Source organism: Saccharopolyspora cebuensis, from assembly GCF_039542665.1.
Taxonomy (GTDB): Bacteria; Actinomycetota; Actinomycetes; order Mycobacteriales; family Pseudonocardiaceae; genus Saccharopolyspora; species Saccharopolyspora cebuensis.
In genome coordinates, this window is the sequence record NZ_BAABII010000012.1 from 105,648 (window position 1) to 127,289 (window position 21,642).

A 21,642-nucleotide genomic window follows, 5' to 3' on the forward strand; every position below is an offset into this window, starting at 1 on the left:
GCAGTCGCCGTACATGCGGTCGAACACCGGACTCACTCTCAACGACTCGGTCTACGAGCGTCTTCTTCAGGAGCGCATCGTGGTCCTCGGCTCCCAGGTCGAGGACTCCATCGCCAACCAGATCTGCTCGCAGTTCCTGCTGTTGGCGGCCGAGGACCCGGACCGCGACATCTCGCTGTACATCAACTCGCCGGGCGGCTCGGTGACGGCGGGCATGGCGATCTACGACACCATGCAGCTCATCAAGCCGGACGTGGCCACCGTGGCGATGGGCATGGCCGCCTCGATGGGGCAGTTCCTGCTCTCGGCGGGGGCCAAGGGCAAGCGCTACACGCTGCCGCACGCGCGGATCATGATGCACCAGCCGTCCGCCGGTCTCGGCGGCACGGCCTCCGACATCGCGATCCAGGCCGAGATGTTCTCCCGGCACAAGAAGGAGATGGCTCAGCTCATCGCGGAGCAGACCGGTCAGTCGGTGGAGAAGATCCTCGCCGACTCCGACCGCGACCGCTGGTTCGCGGCCGAGGAGGCCCGCGAGTACGGCTTCGTCGACCACGTCGCCACGGCCGCCAACCTGCCGCGCAGCTAACCCCAGCCACCGGACGTGGTCCCCGGACCTTGGCCGCCGGCACCCCCGGTGCCGCCCAGGACCGGGCCGGAAACCAACGAGGAGTCACCGTCGTGAGCTCATACCAGCCTCCGCAGTCCCGGTACGTGCTGCCCTCCTTCGTCGAGCGCACCGCGTACGGGGTCAAGGAATCGAACCCCTACAACAAGCTGTTCGAGGAGCGCATCGTCTTCCTCGGCGTCCAGGTCGACGACGCGTCGGCCAACGACGTCATGGCCCAGCTCCTCTTCCTCGAGTCCGACGACCCGGACCGCGAGATCCAGATGTACATCAACTCGCCCGGTGGCTCGTTCACCGCGCTGATGGCCATCTACGACACCATCCAGTACGTCCGCCCCGACGTGCGCACCATCTGCCTGGGCCAGGCGGCCTCGGCGGCGGCTGTGCTGCTCGCCGCGGGCACCAAGGGCAAGCGCCAGGCGCTGCCGAACTCCCGGGTGCTGATCCACCAGCCGTCCGTGGAGGGCATCTACGGCCAGGTCTCCGACCTGGAGATCCAGGCGGCCGAGGTGCACCGGATGCGCGAGCTGCTGGAGAACACGCTGGCCAAGCACACCGCCAGGTCCCCGGAGCAGATCCGCGAGGACATCGACCGGGACAAGATCCTCACGGCCGAGCAGGCGGTGGAGTACGGCATCCTCGACGAGGTGGTGCCGTACCGGAAGCTCTCGGACCAGCAGTCGTAGGTCCTGGCCCGCGCGGTGCGGGTGGTCGCGAGCGGCTGCCGCCGGTGCGGACCGGCGCAGCGGCTCCGGCGGCAGGTGCTGGTAAAACCGGTTGGGTCCGGGCCCGCCACCTGGGATGGTGGGATTCGTCCCACTTCCCGGGACGGCTCGGCCGAGTCGGAGGTCACGGCCTTCCGGGCGTGGTGCGCGGGCGTCGCCGCCGCGCCACGCCCGGGGCCGGGCCCGACCGACACGCCGAGGAGTGCGGTGGCGGTGCCACGGGCGTGGGTGGCGGACACTGTGAGTCTCCCCGAACGCGGGGAACGGCAGGTACCGTCGAGGACAGTTACGGTCAGGCGCACCACCGGACGGTGCGCCGGAGGGGACGGGGTCAGCGGTCATGGCACGTATCGGTGACGGCGGCGACCTGCTGAAGTGCTCCTTCTGCGGGAAGAGCCAGAAGCAGGTCAAGAAACTCATCGCCGGCCCCGGCGTGTACATCTGCGATGAGTGCATCGATCTCTGCAACGAGATCATCGAGGAAGAACTCGCCGAAGCGGGTGAGGTGAAGCTCGACGAGCTGCCCAAGCCCGCCGAGATCCACGAGTTCCTCGACCAGTACGTCATCGGGCAGAGCCCCGCGAAGCGCAACCTGTCCGTCGCGGTCTACAACCACTACAAGCGCATCCAGGCCGGGGAGCGCCGGGAGGGCCGCGGCGAGGAAGCCGTCGAGCTGGCCAAGTCCAACATCCTGATGCTGGGCCCCACCGGCTGCGGCAAGACGTACCTGGCGCAGACGCTCGCCAAGATGCTCAACGTCCCGTTCGCCATCGCCGACGCCACGGCCCTCACCGAGGCCGGCTACGTGGGCGAGGACGTCGAGAACATCCTGCTCAAGCTGATCCAGGCCGCCGACTACGACGTCAAGCGCGCCGAGACCGGCATCATCTACATCGACGAGGTCGACAAGATCGCCCGCAAGAGCGAGAACCCGTCGATCACCCGGGACGTCTCCGGCGAAGGCGTGCAGCAGGCGCTGCTGAAGATCCTGGAGGGCACCACCGCCAGCGTCCCGCCGCAGGGCGGGCGCAAGCACCCGCACCAGGAGTTCATCCAGATCGACACGACGAACGTGCTGTTCATCGTCGCGGGCGCGTTCGCCGGGCTGGAGAAGATCGTCGAGGACCGGGTGGGCAAGCACAGCGTCGGCTTCGGCGCCGACCTGCGCTCCAAGGAGGACCTGGACTCCGCCGACCACTTCGCCGACGTGATGCCCGAGGACCTGATCAAGTTCGGGCTGATCCCCGAGTTCATCGGTCGGCTGCCCACCGTGGCCAGCGTGACCAACCTCGACAAGGCCTCCCTGGTCCGCATCCTCACCGAGCCGCGCAACGCGCTGATCAAGCAGTACAAGCGGCTGTTCGAGATGGACAACGTCGAGCTGGAGTTCACCAAGACGGCGCTGGAGGCCATCGCCGACCAGGCGATCCTGCGGGGCACCGGGGCGCGCGGGTTGCGCGCGATCCTGGAGGAGGTCCTGCTGCCGGTGATGTACGACATCCCGAGCCGCGCGGACGTCGCCAAGGTGGTCATCACCGAGCAGACGGTCCGGGAGAACGTCAACCCGACGATCGTGGCCCGGCAGGCCACCAGGCGGGAGCGCCGGGAGAAGTCGGCCTGAGCTCGCCCCGCGGTGGCGGGTCGACGGGCACCGGAGCCCTCCGGTGGCGGTCGCCGGGACGCCCGAGCGTCCCCCGAACGGGGGTGCCTCCGCTGCGCGTTCCCAGGGCATAGCTGATCATGGGTCGGTCGGTGGAACCGAGACCGGGAGCGGCCCATGACCGAGTTGCACGTCCTGCTGGTGCTGGGCGAGGCCCGTCCCGGGCCGTGGCATTGGCAGCAGTGGCTCGCCGGTCGGCTCCGCGAGCACGACGTGCCGGTCGAGCAGGTCGATGACGACGCCGCCCCCGAGCGGCTGCGCGCCCGGCTCGCCGCCGTCGCGCCGGAGGCCGAACTCGCCGTGGCCGCGCACGCCGCCGGTGCGCTCCGCTGGCTGGAGCACGCGTCCGCCGCCTCCGACCACGAACGCCGCGCCGACCGGGTGCTGCTGGTCGCGCCACCAGCGGTGGCCCACCCGCCCGACGCCCGGGCGTTGCGCCGCGTCGCCGCCTCGACCCGCATCGTGGCGGGCACCGGGGACCCGCGGCTGCCGGACACCCAGGACCTCGCCGCCGATCTCCAGGTCGTCCTGGACGTGATCCTCGACGGCGGGCGGCTGGACCTCGACGCCGGGTACGGTCCGTGGCCGTCGGTGCTGCGGTGGGCGCTCTACGGCGCGCTGCCGGTGGCCGACCGCTCCGACGGCGAACCCCGCACCGAGGACCGGTCACCGCGGCGGCTGCGCCTGGTCTGAACGGCTCCGCGGTCGGTTCAGCGGCGGCTGGTGCCGGTGCCGGTGCCGAGGTGGGCACCGATGAAGTCGACGAGCTGGGGCAGCGCCTTGCGGTAGTACCGGCTGTTGTGCCCGCCGGGCGTGGTGGAGGCGACCTCCGGGTCGGCGCGGGCGATGAACCGCCGAGTGCCCCGGATGAAGCGGTCGTCGGTGCCGCACCACACGCCCAGCGGCACGTCCCCGAGCGCGTCGACGTGCCGCAGCGGGTCCAGTTCCGCCCACGCCGCCTCGTCGACGAACGCGCGGCGCTTGCGCATCTCCCCCCAGCTCGTCAGCAGCGCCGGGGAGACCACCCCGGCGGCGTCCACCGGGTGCCCCTGCTCGCGGCGCCGCCGGGTGTAGAGCAGCGCGCCGAAGCCGCCCATCGAGATGCCGGACACCGCGAACGGCTGACCCCACCGGTCGCCGAGGCCGCGCTGGGCGAGCCAGTGCGGCACCTCGTCGAGCAGCATCCACATCGGGTCGTCCCCGGGAGCGCGGTGCCAGTAGCTGTTGGCCCCGCCGTCGACGGCGAGGAACGCGTACGGCGGGATGCGCCGGGCGGCCACCGACGCGGTGAGCCAGGCGGGCAGCCCGCCCGCGGAGTCGCGGGCGTCGCCGAACCGGCCGTGCAGCATCAGGCACACCGGCAGGCCGCGGGGGTCGACGTTCTTCGGGAACATCGTCACCATCTCGACGGGCCGGTTGCGGGCCCGCGAGTAGACCTGCTCGACGGCCACGTTCACCTGGTCGGCCAGCGGGACCGCGCGGCGCGGTGGGTCGGTGAGGGCGTCACCGGCCAGCCCGAGCGTGGCCAGTCCGGCCAGCCCGGCGCTGAGCGCGCTGCGCCGCGTGATGAGGCGGCGGGCGCGGTGGTCACCGTGCCGCATGCTTTCATCGTGCCAAGGACCGGGCGGTCGCGGCGAGTTCACGTCATGCCGTTCGTCACGATCCGGTGTTGTCCGGTGTAGACGTTCATGGTCGTGCCGCGCAGGAAGCCGACCAGGGTCATGCCCTGCTCCGCGGCGAGGTCGACCGCCAGCGAGGACGGTGCCGACACCGCCGAGAGCATCGGCGCACCGGCCATCGCGGCCTTCTGCACCAGTTCGAAGGAGGCGCGTCCGGAGACCATCAGCACGCAGCCGCCGAGCGGGATGCGGCCGTCCAGCAGCGCCCAGCCGAGCGCCTTGTCGACCGCGTTGTGCCTGCCGACGTCCTCCCGGACCACCAGCGGGCGGCCGTCGGCGTCGAACAGGCCGGCCGCGTGCAGGCCGCCGGTGCTGTCGAACACCCGCTGGGCCTCCCGCAGCCGGTCGGGCAGCGCGATCAGGGTGTCCACCGGCAACCGCAGCGGGTCTTCGGCGGGGGAGTGCCGGGTGCTCAGCTTCACCGCGTCCAGCGCGGCCTTGCCGCACACGCCGCACGACGAGGTGGTGTAGAAGTTGCGCTCCACCGAGGTGTCGGGCGGGGCCACGCCCGGTGCCAGGGTGATGTCGAGGACGTTGTAGGTGTTGCGCCCGTCCGGACCGGGGCTGTCGCAGTAGCGGGCGCTGGCCAGCTCGTGCTTGTCCTGGATGACGCCCTCGGTCAGCAGGAAGCCGTGCGCCAGTTCGACGTCGTGCCCGGGGGTGCGCATGGTGACCGTCAGCGGCGTGCCGTTGACCCGGATCTCCAGCGGTTCTTCGGCCGCGAGCGCATCGGGGCGCTTGCGGGTGCCCTCCGCGGTGATCCGCAGGACCGGGCGCCGTGCGGTGACGCGACCCATGTCAGCACCTCCCACGAGGCTCTCGTTCTCCGTCGATGTACACAGTATGCTCGGCGCGCCTTGATCGGCACAGCCCCGCGAGACGGGGTTCTCGGAACGCACAGCCCTCGGGGACGGCGCCGATCAGCACAGCCCCGGGGCGGGAGGTCTCAATGGTCGCGGCCGTTCTCGCTCGCAATCGCATCGTCGCACCCGACGGCTGGAACCGGTGGCTGGTGCCACCGGCCGCGCTCGCGGTGCACCTGGCGATCGGCCAGGTCTACGCCTGGAGCGTGTTCAAACCACCGCTGGAAGGTTCGCTGGGGCTCAGCGGCACGCTCAGCGCGCTGCCGTTCCAGCTCGGCATCGTGATGCTCGGTCTCTCCGCCGCGGTCGGCGGAACGTGGGTGGAGCGCAACGGGCCGCGCTGGGCGATGGCGGTGTCCGCGGTCTGCTTCTCCGCCGGGTTCCTGATCTCGGCGCTCGGGGTGGCCACCGGCCAGTACTGGCTCGTGGTGCTCGGCTACGGCGTGGTCGGCGGCATCGGCCTCGGCATCGGCTACATCTCGCCGGTCTCGACGCTCATGAAGTGGTTCCCGGACCGCCCCGGCATGGCGACCGGCATCGCGATCATGGGCTTCGGCGGCGGTGCGCTGATCGCCTCGCCGTGGTCGGCGCGGATGCTCTCGGCGTTCGGCACCGACACCACCGGGATCGCCCAGACGTTCCTGGTGCACGGCGTGGTGTACGCGGTGTTCATGACCCTGGGCGTGCTGCTGATCCGGGTGCCCGCCGACGACTGGACCCCGCCGGGGCGACCGGCGGCGACGTCGGGCCGGATGGTCACCACGGCCGACGTCTCGGCGAAGTCGGCCTTGCGCACGCCGCAGTTCTGGCTGCTGTGGATCGTGCTGTGCTGCAACGTCACCGCGGGCATCGGCATCCTGGAGAAGGCCGCCCCGATGATCGTCGACTTCTTCGCCGGGACCTCGACCCCGGTGGCCACCGCGTCGGCGGCCGGGTTCGTCGCGCTGCTGTCGCTGACGAACATGGCGGGCCGGTTCATCTGGTCGTCCACATCGGACATCGTGGGGCGCAAGAACATCTACCGCCTCTACCTCGGCGGCGGCATCGTGCTCTACCTCGGGATCGTGCTGTTCGGCGCGAGCGGCATCCCGGTGTTCGTGCTCTGCGCGATGCTGATCCTGTCGTTCTACGGCGGTGGTTTCTCGACCATGCCCGCCTACCTCAAGGACCTGTTCGGCACCTACCAGGTCGGCGCGATCCACGGTCGGCTGCTCACCGCCTGGTCGGCCGCCGGAGTGCTCGGGCCGCTGATCATCAACGCGGTCGCCGACTCCCAGGAGGCCGCCGGGGCCACCGGCGCCGCGCTGTACTCGACGTCGCTGTACATCATGATCGGCCTGCTCTGCGTCGGCTTCGCGGCCAACGAACTGGTGCGCCCGGTCGATCCCAAGCACCACGAACCGGAAGGGGATCGCTGATGCCCCGTCGCGGACTGCTCGCCCTGTCCTGGGCCTGGGTGGGCCTGCCCTTCGCCTACGGCCTGTACGAACTCATCCTCAAGGTCGCCCAGCTCTTCACCGGCTGACCGACCCCGCGCGGCGCCCGGTGGGTGAGCCGGGCGCCGCGCGGCCGTCAGCGGCGTTCGAAGCGGATGATGATCGCCTTGGAGACCGGGGTGTTGGAGCCGTCGGCGACCGAGCCCAGCGGCACCAGCGGGTTGGCCTCCGGGTAGTAGGCCGCCGCGCAGCCCCGGGCGGTGGGGTAGCCGACCAGCCGGAAGCGCTCGGCGCGGCGCTCCTCCGCCGTGCCCTCGGCGGTGGTCCACTCCGAGACCACGTCGACCACGTCGCCGTCGGCGAAGCCCAGTCCGGTGAGGTCGTCGGGGTGGACCAGCACCACCCGGCGGGCGTCCTCGATGCCGCGGTAGCGGTCCGAGAGGCCGTAGATCGTGGTGTTGTACTGGTCGTGGCTGCGCAGCGTCTGGAGCAGCAGCCGCCCCTCCGGGATCACGATCGGCTCGGCGGTGTTCACCGTGAAGTTCGCCTTGCCGGTGGCGGTGGGGAAGCTGCGGCTGTCCCGGGGCGGGTGCGGCAGCACGAAGCCGTCCGGCTCGCGGACCCGGGCGTTGTAGTCCTCGCACCCCGGCACCACGCGGGCGATGCGGTCGCGGATCGCGTCGTAGTCCCGCTCGAACTCGGCCCACCGCACCGGGTGGTCGTCGCCGAACAGCGCCTGCCCGAGCCGGCTGACGATGGCGACCTCGGACAGCAGCGCGTCGGAGGCGGGGGCGAGCCTGCCGCGCGAGGCGTGCACCACCGACATGGAGTCCTCGACGGTGACGAACTGCGCTCCCGCGGCCTGCACGTCGCGCTCGGTGCGCCCGAGGGTGGGCAGGATCAGCGCGGTGCGCCCGGGCACGACGTGCGAGCGGTTCAGCTTGGTCGAGACCTGAACGGTGAGGTCGCAGCCGCGCAGCGCCTCGATGGTGCCCGCGGTGTCCGGGGTGGCCGAGACGAAGTTGCCGCCCATGCCGAGGAACGCCCGCACCCGGCCGTCCCGCATGGCGCGCAGCGCGTCGACGGTGTCGAGCCCGTGGTGCCGGGGCGAGCGGATGCCGAACTCCGCGTCCAGCGCGTCGAGGAACTCCTCCGGCATCTTCTCCCAGATGCCCATCGTGCGGTCGCCCTGCACGTTGGAGTGGCCACGGACCGGGCAGACCCCGGCGCCGGGCTTGCCGATCATGCCGCGCAGCAGCAGCAGGTCCACCACCTCGCGGATGGTCGCCACCCCGTGCTTGTGCTGGGTGAGGCCCATCGCCCAGCAGGCGACGGTGCGCTCCGAGGAGATCACCATCTCGGCGATCCGCTCGATCTGCTCCCGGTCCAGGCCGGTGGCCGTGGTCACGGCCTCCCAGTCCAGGTCCCCGGCCTGCGCCGCGAACTCGGCGTAGCCGTGGGTGTGGGCGTCGACGAACTCCTGGTCGACCGCGCCCGCCTTGAGCACCAGCGAGTTCAGCGCCTTGAACAGCATGAGGTCGCCGCCGAGGCGGATCTGGGCGAACTCGTCGGCCAGCGCGGTGCCCTCGCCGACCACGCCGCGGGCGTTCTGCGGGTTCTTGAACCGCATCAGCCCGGTCTCCGGCAGCGGGTTCACCGCGACGATCCGGCCGCCGCGCTGCTTGACCTTCTCCAGCGAGGCGAGCATCCGGGGGTGGTTGGTGCCCGGGTTCTGGCCGACCACCAGCACCAGGTCGGCGTGCTCCAGGTCGGCCAGCGACACCGACCCCTTGCCGATGCCGATGGTCTCGGTCAGCGCCGCCCCGGAGGACTCGTGGCACATGTTCGAGCAGTCCGGCAGGTTGTTGGTGCCGAACGAGCGGACCAGGAGCTGGTAGAGGAACGCGGCCTCGTTGCTGGTGCGGCCGGAGGTGTAGAACGCCGCCGCGTCCGGGGAGTCCAGGGCCCGCAGCCGCTCGGCGATGAGGTCGAAGGCGTCGTCCCACTCGATCGGCCGGTAGTGCGTGTCCCCCTCGCGCAACACCACCGGGTGAGTCAGGCGCCCCTGCTGGCCGAGCCAGTAGTCGGTCTTGTCCGCCAGCTCGGCGACCGGGTGGCGGGCGAAGAACTCCGGCCCGACGCGGCGGGTGGTGGCCTCCTCGGCGACCGCCTTCGCGCCGTTCTCGCAGAACTCCGCCAGCTTGCGCTTGTCGCCGTCGGCCTCGCGCGGGTCCGGCCAGGCGCAGCCGGGGCAGTCGAACCCGGCCCGCTGGTTGAGCAGCGGCAGCGTCCGGATCGTGCGGCCGACGCCCATCTGCTCGACGCCGCGCCGCAGCGACACGAGCACCCCCTTGACGCCCGCCGCCGCGGTGCCGGGCCGTCCGACGGTCAGCTCGGTCTCGTCGATGTCCTCAACAGGTGCGCGCTTCGCCATGCGCCCCAGCCTCCGCCTCGATTCCCCGGAGATCGCCACCGGGTGTCCGATATCGGCATCGTCGCAGGTGGACCCGCCCGCGCACCGGCGCGGGGCGACCCTCGTAGAATCCGGACCGTGACACAGACCCATGCCGCGCAGCCCCGTGAACTCCCGTCGAGCTGGAACCCGGCCGACGTAGAGGCCGAGCTGTACCAGCGCTGGGTGGACGCCGGGTACTTCACCGCCGACGCGGACAGCGACAAGCCGCCGTTCTCGATCGTGATCCCGCCGCCGAACGTGACCGGCAGCCTGCACATCGGGCACGCCTACGAGCACACCCTGATGGACGTGCTGACCCGGCGCCGCCGGATGCAGGGCTACGAGGCGCTGTGGCTGCCGGGCATGGACCACGCGAGCATCGCGGTGCAGGCGCTGGTCGAGCGGCAGCTCCGCGCCGAGGGCCTGGAGCCGGCCGACCTCGGCCGCGAGGGCTTCGTCGACCGCGTGTGGCAGTGGAAGGAGCAGCACGGCGGGGCGATCCTGTCCCAGATGCGCCGCCTCGGCGACAGCGTGGACTGGAGCCGGGAGCGCTTCACCATGGACGCCGGCCTGTCCCGCGCGGTCCAGACGATCTTCAAGCAGCTCCACGACGACGGCCTGATCTACCGCGCCGAGCGGCTGGTGAACTGGTCCCCCGCGCTGCAGTCGGTGATCTCCGACATCGAGGTCGAGCACCGCGAGGTCGAGGGCGAGCTGGTCTCGATGCGCTACGGCAGCGGTGCCGACGCCATCGTCGTGGCCACCACCCGCGTCGAGACGATGCTCGGCGACACCGCCGTGGCCGTCCACCCCGACGACGAGCGCTACACGCACCTGGTCGGGACCGAGATCGAGCTGCCGCTGACCGGCCGCACCATCCCGATCATCGCCGACGAGCACGTGGACCCGGAGTTCGGCAGCGGCGCGGTGAAGGTCACCCCGGCGCACGACCCGAACGACTTCGAGATCGGCAAGCGGCACGGCCTGCCGATGCCGACGATCATGGACGAGTCCGGCCGGATCACCGGCACGGGCACCGAGTTCGACGGCATGGACCGGTTCGAGGCCCGGGTCGCGGTCCGCGAGCGGCTCCGCGAGCAGGACCGGATCGTCGCCGAGAAGCGCCCGTACCTGCACACCGTCGGGCACAGCTCGCGCTCCAAGGAGCCGATCGAGCCCCGGCTGTCGATGCAGTGGTTCGTCGACGTGGGCCCGCTGGCCCGCGCCGCGGGGGACGCGGTGCGCGGCGGTCAGGTCCAGGTCCACCCGCCGGAGATGGCCAAGCGCTACTTCGACTGGGTCGACAACATGCACGACTGGTGCATCTCCCGGCAGCTCTGGTGGGGCCACCGGATCCCGGTGTGGCACGGCCCGGGCGGCGAGATGGTCTGCGTCGGACCGGACGAGGAGCCGCCGTCGGGGCCGGGCTGGACCCAGGACGAGGACGTGCTCGACACCTGGTTCTCCTCCGGGCTGTGGCCGTTCTCCACGATGGGCTGGCCGGAGGACACCGCGGACCTGCGCAAGTTCTACCCGACCAGCGTGCTGGTCACCGGCTACGACATCCTGTTCTTCTGGGTCGCCCGGATGATGATGTTCGGGCTGTACGCGATGGACGGCGCCGAGCCGTTCAAGGTGATCGCGCTGCACGGCATGGTCCGCGACGGGCACGGCAAGAAGATGTCGAAGTCCGCGGGCAACACCGTCGACCCGCTGGTGTGGATGGACGACTACGGCGCCGACGCGCTGCGCTTCACGCTGGCCCGCGGCGCCAACCCGGGCGCGGACTCGCCGATCAGCGAGGAGTGGGTCTCCGGTTCCCGCAGCTTCTGCACGAAGCTGTTCAACGCCACCAAGTTCGCCCTGATGAACGGGGCGCGGTCGCCGGAGCGGCTGCCCGAGCGCGCGGGTCTCACCGACGCCGACCGGTGGATCGTGGACGGCCTCGACCAGGTCGTGTCCGATGTGGACGAGCTGCTGGAGGACTTCCAGTTCGGCAAGGCCACCGAGGCGCTGTACCACTTCACCTGGGACGAGTTCTGCGACTGGTACCTGGAGCTGTCCAAGGTCCAGCTCGACGAGGGCGGCGACCGGGCGGAGCGCACCCGCGAGGTGCTCGGGCACGTCCTCGACGTGCTGCTGCGGCTGCTGCACCCGACGATCCCGTTCATCACCGAGGCGCTCTGGACCACGCTGACCGGCCGCGACTCGGTCGTGGTCGCGCAGTGGCCCAGCCCGACCGGCATCGAGCCCGACGGGGTAGCCGCCGAGCGGATCGGGGCGGTGCGCAAGCTGATCACCGAGATCCGCCGGTTCCGCTCCGACCAGGGCCTCAAGCCGGGCCAGCGGGTCGCGGCCGAGCTCGACGGGCTGGCGGTGCTGGGGCTGGACGGCCACCTCGCCGCGGTGCGCTCGCTGGCCCGGGTCACCGAGCCCGGCGACGGCTTCACCGCCTCCGCCTCGATCGAGGTGGGCCTGACCGGGGGCACCGTCTCGGTCGCGCTGGACCTCTCCGGCGCGGTCGACGTCGCCGCCGAGCGCAAGCGGCTGGACAAGGACCTCGCGGCGGCGGAGAAGGAGCTGGCGGGCACCGACAAGAAGCTCACCAACCAGTCCTTCCTGGAGAAGGCCCCGGCCGAGGTGGTGGACAAGATCAAGCTCCGGCGGGACGCGGCGCAAGCCGACATCGCGCGGATCAACGCCCGCCTGGCCGCCCTCCCGGAAGCCTGACCCGATCAGCTGATCCGTTCCAGGTGAGGGGCACCCTTGTCCGAGTAACTGGGGCAAGGGTGCCCCTCACTCATTCCCCTTCCGGGTGAGGTCGGGCGCGGGTGGCTCCGGGGTGCGCGGCCCGCTGCCGTTCCCGGCGCGGGGTCGGGTGCTCGCGGGACGTAGACTGACCTCGCCGTTCGTCGTGCCAGGGGGTGACCGTGTCCGGGATCGATCCCGCCGCGCTGCAGGAGCTGCGCGTGGTGGAAGCCGAGCTCAACGAGCGCTGGCCGGAGACCAAGATCGAGCCGTCGCTGGACCGCATCCGGGCGCTCACCGAGCTGCTCGCCGAGCCGCAGCGCGGCTACCCGGTGGTGCACGTCGCCGGGACCAACGGCAAGTCCTCCACCACCCGGATGACCGACGCGCTGCTGACCCGCCTCGGGCTGCGGACCGGCCGCTACACCAGCCCGCACCTCCAGCTCGCCACCGAGCGGATCGGCGTCGACGGGGCGCCGATCAGCCCGGAGGGCTACGTCGACGCCTACCGCGACGTCGCGCCGTTCGTGTCCATGGTGGACTCCCGCGGGGACGTGCCGATGAGCAAGTTCGAGGTGCTCACCGGGATGGCCTTCGCGGCCTTCGCCGACGCCCCGGTCGAGGCGGCGATCGTCGAGGTCGGCCTCGGCGGGACCTGGGACGCCACCAACGTCGCCGACGCCACCATCGCGGTGGTCTGCCCCGTGGCGCTGGACCACGCCGAGTACCTCGGCGACGACCTCGCCTCCATCGCCGCGGAGAAGGCCGGGATCATCAAGCCCGGTTCGATCGCGATCGTGGCGGCCCAGCAGGCCGAGGCGCAGCGGCCGATCCTGGAGCGGGCGGCGGAGGTCGACGCCACGGTCGCCCGCGAGGGCCACGAGTTCGGCGTGCTCTCCCGCACCGTCGCCGTCGGCGGTCAGGTGCTGAGCCTGCAGGGGCTCGGCGGGGTCTACGACGAGATCTTCCTGCCGCTGCACGGCGAGCACCAGGCGCGCAACGCCGCGGTCGCCCTCGCCTCGGTGGAGGCGTTCTTCGGGGCCGGGGCCGAGCGCAAGCTCGACGTCGAGGCGGTCCGGGAGGGCTTCGCCGCGGTGGTGAGCCCGGGACGGCTGGAGCGGGTGCGCAGCGCCCCCGCCGTGCTCGTCGACGCCGCGCACAACCCGCACGGCGCCCGCGCCCTGGCCGAGGCGCTGAGCTCGGAGTTCTCCTTCCGGCGCCTGGTGGCCGTGGTCGGCGTCCTCGGCGACAAGGACGCCCGCGGCATCCTCGCCGAGCTGGAGCCGGTGGTCGAGGAGGTCGTGCTGACCCGGACGTCCTCGCCGCGCGCGCTGGACCCCGACGAGCTGGCCGGCATCGCCAGGGACCTCTTCGGCCCGGACCGGATCGTGGTGGAGCCGCGGCTGGACGACGCGGTGGAGACCGCGATCCAGCTCGCCGAGGAGACCGAGGACCCGGGCGGCTCGGTGTCCGGCGGCGGTGTGGTGATCACCGGTTCCGTGGTGACGGCGGGCGAAGGCCGCGCCCTGTTCGGCAAGGAGCCGGCATGAACGATCCGGAGACCGCGTCCCGCGCCGACGGGCTGCCCGAGGCGCCCGAGGGCGTCCGCGACCCGTGGAAGGGCTTGCGCGGCGTCATGGCGGGCACGCTGGTGTTCGAGTTCATCACCTTCGCGCTGGCCTGGCCGGTGATCTGGAAGTTCGGCGGCGGGCTGAGCACGACGGGCATCGTGGTCGTGGCGGCGCTCGCGGTGCTGCTGCTGGTCGCGGCGTTCGTGCAGCGGCGGTCCTGGGGCCTGCGCTTCGCCCTCGGGTTGCAGGTCGCGCTCGTGCTGTGCTGGATCATCCACCCGGTCATCGGGATCATGGGGCTGATCTTCGCCGCGATCTGGGGCTACGTCCTGCACCTGCGCAACGACGTGGCCAAGCGGATGCGGGAGGGGCGCCTGTACGACCAGCTCGGCCACCCGCCCGGCCACCCGCCGCAGGAGGCCTGAGGGCGGCCCCCGCGCCACCGCGGGGGCCGCACCGTCACCCCATGCTCCGCGCGGGGCGGACGGAGTAGACCATGCGCTTGTTCGGGTGCTCGGCGACGGTCCACATGGCACCGAGGGTGGTGCCGCCGCGGCCGTCCTCCCAGTGCGACAGGTCCTCCGGGCCGATGGCGGCGACCATCTGCCCGTCGATCCGCAGGTCCTCGGCCGCCGCGTCCGCGGGCGTCGTCCGGTACAGGTCGCCGTTGTCGAGGAACCCGCTGCCCCGGCTGCGGCTGAGGTACCACCGGTCGTCGAAGCGGACCGCGCCCTGGATGTTGCTGTCCGGCAGCTTGTGCGCCGCGTCGGCCTGCCACCGGTAGGACGTGTCGGTGATCTGCTCGCCGTCGCGCACCGCACCGGCCATCGGCCAGGCGGCCACCCGGCCGTTGCGCTCCTCCGGTCCCGCGCAGTACTCCCCGGCGGTCATGTGGTCCAGCCCGCTGCGGTCCAGGCCCGCGTAGGAGAACCGCAGCGCGCCGCTGTCCGCGCCGCACTTCTCGGCTTTCGCGGCGGTGGAGGTCCACGAGGCGACCTGCGGCATGACGTAGCGGTAGCCGTGCCCGTGGTAGACGCCGTCCCGGCGGCCGATTTGCGCCCGGTCCTGGGTGGTGCCGTTGTCGGCGGCGCCGAGGTCGTAGATGTGGCGCATGTCGAACACCCGGAAGCCGCGCCCGGTGTCGGCGACGTACAGGAAGTTGCCGTACCAGACGATGCCGCCCGCGTGCAGCGACGTGCCCGCACCGGTCTGCTCGGTGCGCACGCTCATGTAGCTGGGGTTGCCGTAGGAGTTGATGGTCGGGTAGACGAGCAGCACGTGCCGGTACTGGCCGGACGTCGGGTCCATGAACGAGATGCGGACGCCCTTCTCCAGGTCGTCCTCCGCGTCGTCGACCCCGTCCTTGGTGCTGCTGTCGTACCAGGAGATGAGGATCGGGTGGTTCCCGTCGCCCCATTCCTTGTCGTCCTGCGCGTCGGCGATGGTGGTGACGCCCTGCGGGTACCACAGGGCGGTGGAGTTGTCGCCGGAGTTGAAGCACAGGCTCTGCACGACCTCGATGGTGGCGCTGCCCACGGCGTTGTCGTTGCACGTGCCGGGGCCGGCCTGACCTGCGCGGTTGGCATCGGTCATGACCGAGGCGACGCCGACGTTGGGCAGTTCCGCGTCGAGCAGGGCCACCCGGTCCTTGAGCTCGGTGCCCATCCGGTTCGGGCGCAGTTCGAAGTGCGCCAGGTCCAGCGTCGGGTCCGCCGCAGCGGGTGCCGCAACGGGTGCCGCAGCAGCCCCGGTCGCGCCACCGGCCGCCAGCGCGGTGGCCACCAGGACGGTCGCCAACTTGCGTGCCATGTCCGATCCTTCCGCTCGTTCGCCGCAGGGCACGGTAGTGCGGCGCCGGGAGGAAGCGGACGTTTCCGGTGACAACGCCCCGATCGGACCAGTGGCGGCCGCCGCTACAGGTCGATCACGGCGCGGCCGATCGTCTCGCCCCGGCGCAGCGCGTCGTAGGCCTGCTGCACCTCGGTGAAGGCGTAGCGGCGGCTGATCGCGTCCTGCGGTCGCAGCAGCCCGCGCGCCACCAGGTCGAGCAGCACCGGCATGTCCCGGCGCGGCTTGGCGCCGTAGGAGCCCTTGATCTGGAGCTTGCGCCGGGCGATCGTCGCGAGGTCGAACGAGCCGGTGGTGCCGCGCGCGGCGATGCCCACCACGACGACCTGCCCGCCCTCCACGACCGAGTCGCGGGCGATCTCGAAGGTCGGCACCGCCCCGAGCGCCTCGAAGGCCACGTCGACGCCCCGGCCGCCGGTGAGCTCCCGCACGGCCTCCGGGGCGTCGGTGGTGGCGGAGTTGACGGTGCGCGTGGCGCCGAGCTCCCGGGCCCCGGCCAGCTTCTCGTCGCTGATGTCGACCGCGATGACCTGCGCGGCGCCGAACAGGGCGGCGAGCTGGACCAGCGCCGAGCCGACGCCGCCCGCGGCGACCACCGCCACGGTGTCGCCGACCCGCACGTCGGCCGCGTGCCGCAGCGCGCCGTAGGCGGTCATGGTGGAGCAGCCGACCGAGGCGACGTCGGCCAGCGCCACGCCGTCCGGCACCCGGTACACCGAGGTCGCCGGGGTCACGCAGCGCTCGGCGAGCCCGCCCATCGAGTACATCCAGACCGGTTCGCCGTCGGGCCGGAACAGCCGCGTCTCGTCGTCGTAGAGCCGCCCCTTGCCCCGGTTGTAGGCGAAGAAGCGCTGGCAGATCTCCTCCTCGCCGCGCGCGCACGGCGGGCACCCGCCGCACGGCATGATGAAGCTGGTGACCACCGGGTCGCCCGGCCGGAGCTCGGTGACGCCGGGACCGACCTCGGCGACCACCCCGGCCACCTCGTGCCCGAGCACGGCGGGCACCGGGAACGGCAGTTCGCCCTTGAGCACGTGCAGATCGGTGTGGCAGGCGCCGCAGGAGCGCACGTCGATGGCGACCTCGCCGGTCCTCGGGTGCGGGTCGGCGAGCTCCTCGATCCGCATCGGTTCGTTCGGGGCGGTGTGCACGGCGGCGCGCATCCACGGACCTCCTGGATCAGACCGTCCGGTCGGTATGACGCTCAAGCTAGCGGGTGGGGCAGGTCACGCACCAGGGGTCACCGCCGGTTCAGCTCACCGTCGCCCACCGGACCCGCGGTCCTTGTAGAACCTCGGCATGACTTCCGAACTGAACCGGCGCGCGCTGCTCCGCCGGGGTGCGGCCGGCGCGGTCGCCGGCGGCCTGCTGCTGCCCGGCACCGCGATGGCCCGGCGCGGACGCCCGGAGCTGACCCACGGCGTGCAGCTCGGCGATCCCCGGCCGGACGGAGCCGTGGTGTGGACCCGGGCCGACCGCCCCTCCCGGATGCTCGTCGAGGTCGACCGCGACCCCGGCTTCCGCAACCCCCGCCGCATCCGGGGCCCGCTGCTGACCCCGGACACCGACGGCACCGGTGAGGTGCGGGTGGCGGGCCTGCCCGCGGGCACCGAGTGGCACTACCGGGTGGTCGCCGAGGACCTCGACGGGCGGGCCGGGAGCGAGGCGCTGACCGGCCACTTCCGCACCGCGCCGCAGGACCGGCGGGACGTGCGGTTCGTGTGGTCCGGCGACGTCGTCGGCCAGGGCTGGGGGATCAACCCGGACGTCGGCGGGATGACGATCTACCGCGCGATGGCCGCCCGCGAGCCGGACTTCTTCCTGCACAGCGGGGACACCGTCTACTCCGACGGGCCGCTGGAGGAGTCGGTGGTGCTGCCCGACGGCCGGGTCTGGCGCAACCTCGTCACCCCGGAGAAGTCCAAGGTCGCCGAGACGCTCGACGAGTACCGGGGCCAGTACGCCTACAACCTGCTCGACGACAACGTCCGGCACTTCGCCGCGCGGGTGCCGCAGCTGGTCCAGTGGGACGACCACGAGATCACCAACAACTGGTACCCGGGCGAGATCCTCGACTCCGACGAGTACACCGAGAAGCGGGTCGACGTGCTGGCCGCCCGCGGGTTCCGGGCCTTCCACGAGTGGCAGCCGGTGCGCAGGCAGGACGCGGTGGACGGCCGGATCTACCGCAAGGTCTCGCACGGCCCGCTGCTCGACGTGTTCGTGCTGGACATGCGCAGCTACCGGGACCCGAACTCGGCGGGCACCAGCCCGGAGCGGATCCTCGGCGCCCGGCAGGCCCGCTGGCTGGTCGACGAGCTCGCCCGGTCGCGGGCGACCTGGAAGGTGATCGCCTCCGACATGCCGATCGGGACGATCATCCCGGACGGCGACCGGATCGAGGGCGTGGCCAACGCGCGGCCCGGCGTGCCCAACGGCCGGGAGGCCGAGCTGGCCCGGGTGCTCCAGCGGATCGCCGGGCGCGGGGTGCGCAACGTGGTGTGGCTGACCGCCGACGTGCACTACTCGGCGGCGGTGCACTACTCCCCGGAGCGGGCCGCGTTCGACGGCTTCGACCCGTTCTGGGAGTTCATCTCCGGCCCGCTGCACGCCGGTGCGTTCGGGCCCAACGACCTGGACCCGACGTTCGGGCCCGAGCGGGTGTTCGTCAGCGCCCCGACCCGCCAGGGCGCCTCGCCGCTGGAGGGCTTCCAGCACTTCGGCGAGGTCACCATCGACGGGCGCACCCGCGCCCTGCGCGTCGACCTGCGCGACAGCACCGGCCGCTCCCTCTGGTCCAAGGAGCTCCCGGCCGCCGGACGCTGATCCGGTGGGGGGCACCTGCATCGAAGGTGCCCCCCACGCAGCTCCCGGACGGGTGATCGGGCCCCTGGATGGCGGGCGTCACCTGCATCGATACGCTGGCGGGCAAATCGGGCGCGAGCAGGTCGCTCCGGCGCCCCGGCAGAGAAGGAGAACCCATCCCGTGAGCGAGCGCACCCTGGTCCTGGTCAAGCCCGACGGCGTCGAGCGCGGCCTGGTCGGCGAGGTCATCAGCCGGATCGAGCGCAAGGGCCTGAAGCTGGTCGCCCTGGACCTGCGCACCGTCGACCGGCAGGTCGCCGAGGAGCACTACGCCGAGCACGCCGAGAAGCCGTTCTTCGGCTCGCTGGTCGAGTTCATCACCACCGGCAAGGTCGTCGCGGCCATCGTCGAAGGTCCGCGCGCCATCTCGGCCTTCCGCCAGCTCGCCGGGGGCACCGACCCGGTGGAGAAGGCGGCGCCGGGCAGCCTGCGCGGCGACTACGGCCTGGAGGTCCAGTACAACCTGGTGCACGGTTCGGACTCCCCGGAGTCCGCCGAGCGCGAGATCAAGCTCTGGTTCCCGGAGGGCTGAGGGCAGTGGCCGACGACATCGACCCGGAGGGCTTCGTCAGCGGCCCGCACCGGGTGGACACCCCGCACCCCGACCTCGCCGAGGCGCTGGCCGACCTGTGGGGGCGGGTCACCGTCGCGGGCGGCCCGATCGGCTTCACCCCGACCAGCACCGTCGACGAGCTGCGCGCGGTCGCCACGGACCTGGTCGAGGAGGTCCGCGCCCGCCGGATCCAGCTCATCACCATCGGCCAGCAGCACGTCCTGGTCGGCATGGCGGTGCTGCGGCCGGATCCGCTGCCCGCCCGGCGGCACACCGGTGAGCTCGGCTGGCTCGCCGTGGACCCGCAGCTCCAGGGCAAGGGTTGGGGCGGCAGGCTGCACGACGCGGTGCTGGTCGCCGCGCAGGCGGTGGGGCTGGAGAAGCTGTCCGCGCAAGCCCGCAGCGGGCACGACCTGGAGGGCTTCTACACGGCCCGGGACTGGGTCGAGCGCGGGCGGTGGCCGGGCGCGGTGCGCGTCGCCGAGGGCGACGAGCGCGACGACATCTGGTTCACCCGGGACGTCTGAGCCGCCGGTCGCGGGTGCCGCCTGCGGCGCGGCACCCGCGATTCGCCCACCTCCCACCACCGCCGCCGCGGCCCTCTACCCTGGTCGCCGTGAGTGCGGAGTCCGTTTTCGGCAGGCTGGAACCGCTGCTGCCCCAGGTGTCCAAGCCGGTGCAGTACGTCGGCGGTGAGCTCAACGCGTCCGCGAAGGCGTGGGACGACACCACCGTGCGGTGGTGCCTGATGTACCCCGACGCCTACGAGGTCGGCCTGCCCAACCAGGGCGTGATGATCCTCTACGAGATCCTCAACGAGCTGCCCGACGTGCTCGCCGAACGCACCTACGCGGTCTGGCCGGACCTCGAAGCGCTCATGCGCGAGCACGGCATCCCGCAGTTCACCGTGGACGCGCACCGCCCGGTCGGCGCCTTCGACGTGCTCGGCGTCAGCTTCGCCACCGAGCTGGGCTACACGAACCTGCTCAACGCCCTCGACCTCGCGGGCATCCCGCTGCACGCCGTCGACCGCACCGAGGAGCACCCGGTGGTGCTGGCCGGTGGGCACGCGGCGTTCAACCCGGAACCGGTCGCCGACTTCCTGGACGCCGCGGTGCTCGGCGACGGCGAGCAGGCCGTCCTGGAGGTCACCGAGGCGATCCGGCGCTGGAAGGACGAGGGCCGCCCCGGCGGGCGCGACGAGCTGCTGCTGCGGCTGGCCGAGTCCGGCGGTGTCTACGTGCCGAAGTTCTACGACGTCGACTACGGCGCCGACGGGACCATCGAGGCGGTCCGGCCGAACCGGGAGCGGGTGCCGCACCGGGTGTTCAAGCGGACCACCATGGAGCTCGACGAGTGGCCGTACCCGAAGCAGCCGCTGGTCCCGCTGGCCGAGAGCGTCCACGAGCGGATGAGCGTGGAGATCTTCCGCGGCTGCACCCGGGGCTGCCGGTTCTGCCAGGCGGGCATGATCACCCGCCCGGTGCGGGAGCGCTCGCCGGAGGGCATCGGGCAGATGGTGCAGCAGGGCCTGGACGCGACCGGGTTCGAGGAGGTCGGGCTGCTCTCGCTGAGCTCCGCCGACCACTCCGAGATCCAGGACATCACCAAGGGCCTCGCCGACCGCTACGAGGGCACCAATACCGGTCTGTCGCTGCCCTCGACCCGGGTGGACGCGTTCAACATCGACCTGGCCAACGAGCTGTCCCGCAACGGCAGGCGCTCCGGGCTGACCTTCGCCCCGGAGGGCGGCAGCGAGCGGATCCGCCGGGTGATCAACAAGATGGTCTCCGAGCAGGACCTGATCCGCACCGTCTCGGCGGCCTTCGGCAACGGCTGGCGGCAGGTCAAGCTCTACTTCATGTGCGGGCTGCCCACCGAGACCGACGAGGACGTGCTGCAGATCGCGGAGATGGCCAAGGAGGTCATCCGGGCGGGCCGGGAGGTCTCGGGCCGCAAGGACATCCGCTGCACGATCTCCATCGGCGGTTTCGTGCCCAAGCCGCACACCCCGTTCCAGTGGGCCGGGCAGACCGATCCGGACACGATCGACGACCGGCTGCGCAAGCTGCGGGAGGCGGTGAACTCCGACCGCAAGCTCGGCCGCAACATCGGGATGCGCTACCACGACGGCAAGCCGTCGATGATCGAAGGACTGCTGTCCCGGGGTGACCGCAGGCTCGGCCGGGTCGTGGAGCGGGTCTGGCGCGAGGGCGGCCGGTTCGACGGCTGGAACGAGCACTTCTCCTACCAGCGCTGGGTGGACTGCGCGGCGGCCGAGCTCGCCCCGCTGGGCGTGGACCTGGCCTGGTTCACCACCCGGGAGCGCGGCGAGCACGAGGTCCTGCCCTGGGACCACCTGGACTCCGGGCTGGACAAGGAGTGGCTCTGGGCGGACTGGCAGGACGCGCTGGAGGCCCGCGAGCAGGACGACTGCCGCTGGACCCCGTGCTTCGACTGCGGCGTCTGCCCGACGATGGGCACCGACATCGAGATGGGGCCGTCGGGGCGGCCGCTGCTGCCGATCTCGCCGGTCGGCCGCGGTGCGCCGGTGACCAACCCGGCCCTGTCCGGCGGCTGAGCCCGCGGCGGGCGCGTCGCGGCCGGTGCG

General features: G+C 72.1%; 18 protein-coding genes. 13 read left to right on the plus strand and 5 right to left on the minus strand.

The features are described from left to right. Positions 1-13: 13 nt before the first annotated feature. From ABD976_RS17840 to ABD976_RS17855, 4 genes are all read left to right on the plus strand, one after another. Positions 14-589 carry an ATP-dependent Clp protease proteolytic subunit gene (locus tag ABD976_RS17840; protein ID WP_345365040.1) on the plus strand — a complete coding sequence of 192 codons (576 nt, stop codon included), beginning with the start codon at positions 14-16 and terminating at the stop codon, positions 587-589. Between the two features lie 92 nt (positions 590-681). Continuing rightward, entirely contained in the window at positions 682-1,314 is a 633-nt protein-coding gene (locus ABD976_RS17845) for an ATP-dependent Clp protease proteolytic subunit (protein ID WP_345364566.1), read from the plus strand. A gap of 379 nt (positions 1,315-1,693) precedes the next feature. Further along, on the plus strand, positions 1,694-2,974 hold the full coding sequence (gene clpX / locus ABD976_RS17850; RefSeq protein ID WP_345364568.1) for an ATP-dependent Clp protease ATP-binding subunit ClpX: 1,281 nt from the start codon (positions 1,694-1,696) through the stop codon (positions 2,972-2,974). Between the two features lie 156 nt (positions 2,975-3,130). Then, positions 3,131-3,706: an alpha/beta hydrolase gene (locus ABD976_RS17855; protein WP_345364570.1), complete on the plus strand. Its 576-nt coding sequence runs from the start codon at positions 3,131-3,133 to the stop codon at positions 3,704-3,706. Between the two features lie 17 nt (positions 3,707-3,723). Here ABD976_RS17855 and ABD976_RS17860 read toward each other — a convergent pair whose 3' ends face one another. Both ABD976_RS17860 and fdhD read right to left on the minus strand, forming a co-directional pair. After that, positions 3,724-4,614 (minus strand): alpha/beta hydrolase, encoded by an 891-nt coding sequence (locus tag ABD976_RS17860; RefSeq protein ID WP_345364572.1) that lies wholly within the window; start codon positions 4,612-4,614, stop codon positions 3,724-3,726. 38 nt (positions 4,615-4,652) lie between these two features. After that, entirely contained in the window at positions 4,653-5,489 is an 837-nt protein-coding gene (gene fdhD, locus ABD976_RS17865) for a formate dehydrogenase accessory sulfurtransferase FdhD (protein ID WP_345364574.1), read from the minus strand. 152 nt (positions 5,490-5,641) lie between these two features. On the opposite strand from fdhD, the gene ABD976_RS17870 reads away from it, so the two are divergent. Both ABD976_RS17870 and ABD976_RS29625 read left to right on the plus strand, forming a co-directional pair. Beyond that, complete coding sequence (locus tag ABD976_RS17870; protein ID WP_345364576.1) at positions 5,642-6,973, plus strand: OFA family MFS transporter; 1,332 nt, start codon at positions 5,642-5,644, stop codon at positions 6,971-6,973. Further along, the gene (locus ABD976_RS29625; RefSeq protein ID WP_425570103.1) at positions 6,973-7,080 is read left to right on the plus strand and encodes an MFS transporter small subunit; all 108 of its coding nucleotides are present in this window, start codon (positions 6,973-6,975) and stop codon (positions 7,078-7,080) included. The genes ABD976_RS17870 and ABD976_RS29625 overlap by 1 nt, the downstream gene beginning before the upstream one ends. A gap of 47 nt (positions 7,081-7,127) precedes the next feature. Here ABD976_RS29625 and ABD976_RS17875 read toward each other — a convergent pair whose 3' ends face one another. Continuing rightward, on the minus strand, positions 7,128-9,425 hold the full coding sequence (locus tag ABD976_RS17875; RefSeq protein ID WP_345364578.1) for an FdhF/YdeP family oxidoreductase: 2,298 nt from the start codon (positions 9,423-9,425) through the stop codon (positions 7,128-7,130). Between the two features lie 117 nt (positions 9,426-9,542). Here ABD976_RS17875 and ABD976_RS17880 point away from each other — a divergent pair, with 117 nt between their 5' ends. The 3 genes from ABD976_RS17880 (at position 9,543) to ABD976_RS17890 (ending at position 14,190) form a co-directional block, all read left to right on the plus strand. Beyond that, positions 9,543-12,176, plus strand: coding sequence for a valine--tRNA ligase (locus tag ABD976_RS17880; protein WP_345364580.1), 2,634 nt, complete (start codon positions 9,543-9,545; stop codon positions 12,174-12,176). A 200-nt stretch (positions 12,177-12,376) separates the two neighbouring features. Then, complete coding sequence (folC, locus tag ABD976_RS17885) at positions 12,377-13,744, plus strand: bifunctional tetrahydrofolate synthase/dihydrofolate synthase (RefSeq protein ID WP_345364582.1); 1,368 nt, start codon at positions 12,377-12,379, stop codon at positions 13,742-13,744. Then, positions 13,741-14,190: a DUF4233 domain-containing protein gene (locus ABD976_RS17890; protein WP_345364584.1), complete on the plus strand. Its 450-nt coding sequence runs from the start codon at positions 13,741-13,743 to the stop codon at positions 14,188-14,190. Before folC ends, ABD976_RS17890 begins: the two co-directional genes overlap by 4 nt. Before the next feature lie 34 nt (positions 14,191-14,224). On the opposite strand, the gene ABD976_RS17895 is transcribed toward ABD976_RS17890, so the two are convergent. After that, on the minus strand, positions 14,225-15,574 hold the full coding sequence (locus ABD976_RS17895; RefSeq protein WP_345364586.1) for a hypothetical protein: 1,350 nt from the start codon (positions 15,572-15,574) through the stop codon (positions 14,225-14,227). Positions 15,575-15,678: 104 nt separating this feature from the next. Next, positions 15,679-16,776 (minus strand): zinc-binding dehydrogenase, encoded by a 1,098-nt coding sequence (locus ABD976_RS17900; RefSeq protein WP_345364588.1) that lies wholly within the window; start codon positions 16,774-16,776, stop codon positions 15,679-15,681. 136 nt (positions 16,777-16,912) lie between these two features. On the opposite strand from ABD976_RS17900, the gene ABD976_RS17905 reads away from it, so the two are divergent. The 4 genes from ABD976_RS17905 (at position 16,913) to ABD976_RS17920 (ending at position 21,612) form a co-directional block, all read left to right on the plus strand. Then, positions 16,913-18,439: an alkaline phosphatase D family protein gene (locus ABD976_RS17905; RefSeq protein ID WP_345364590.1), complete on the plus strand. Its 1,527-nt coding sequence runs from the start codon at positions 16,913-16,915 to the stop codon at positions 18,437-18,439. Positions 18,440-18,599: 160 nt separating this feature from the next. Beyond that, entirely contained in the window at positions 18,600-19,010 is a 411-nt protein-coding gene (gene ndk / locus ABD976_RS17910) for a nucleoside-diphosphate kinase (RefSeq protein ID WP_345364592.1), read from the plus strand. A gap of 5 nt (positions 19,011-19,015) precedes the next feature. Next, positions 19,016-19,558, plus strand: coding sequence for a GNAT family N-acetyltransferase (locus tag ABD976_RS17915; protein WP_345364594.1), 543 nt, complete (start codon positions 19,016-19,018; stop codon positions 19,556-19,558). An 89-nt stretch (positions 19,559-19,647) separates the two neighbouring features. Beyond that, positions 19,648-21,612, plus strand: coding sequence for a TIGR03960 family B12-binding radical SAM protein (locus tag ABD976_RS17920; RefSeq protein ID WP_345364596.1), 1,965 nt, complete (start codon positions 19,648-19,650; stop codon positions 21,610-21,612). The last annotated feature ends 30 nt before the right edge of the window (positions 21,613-21,642 follow it).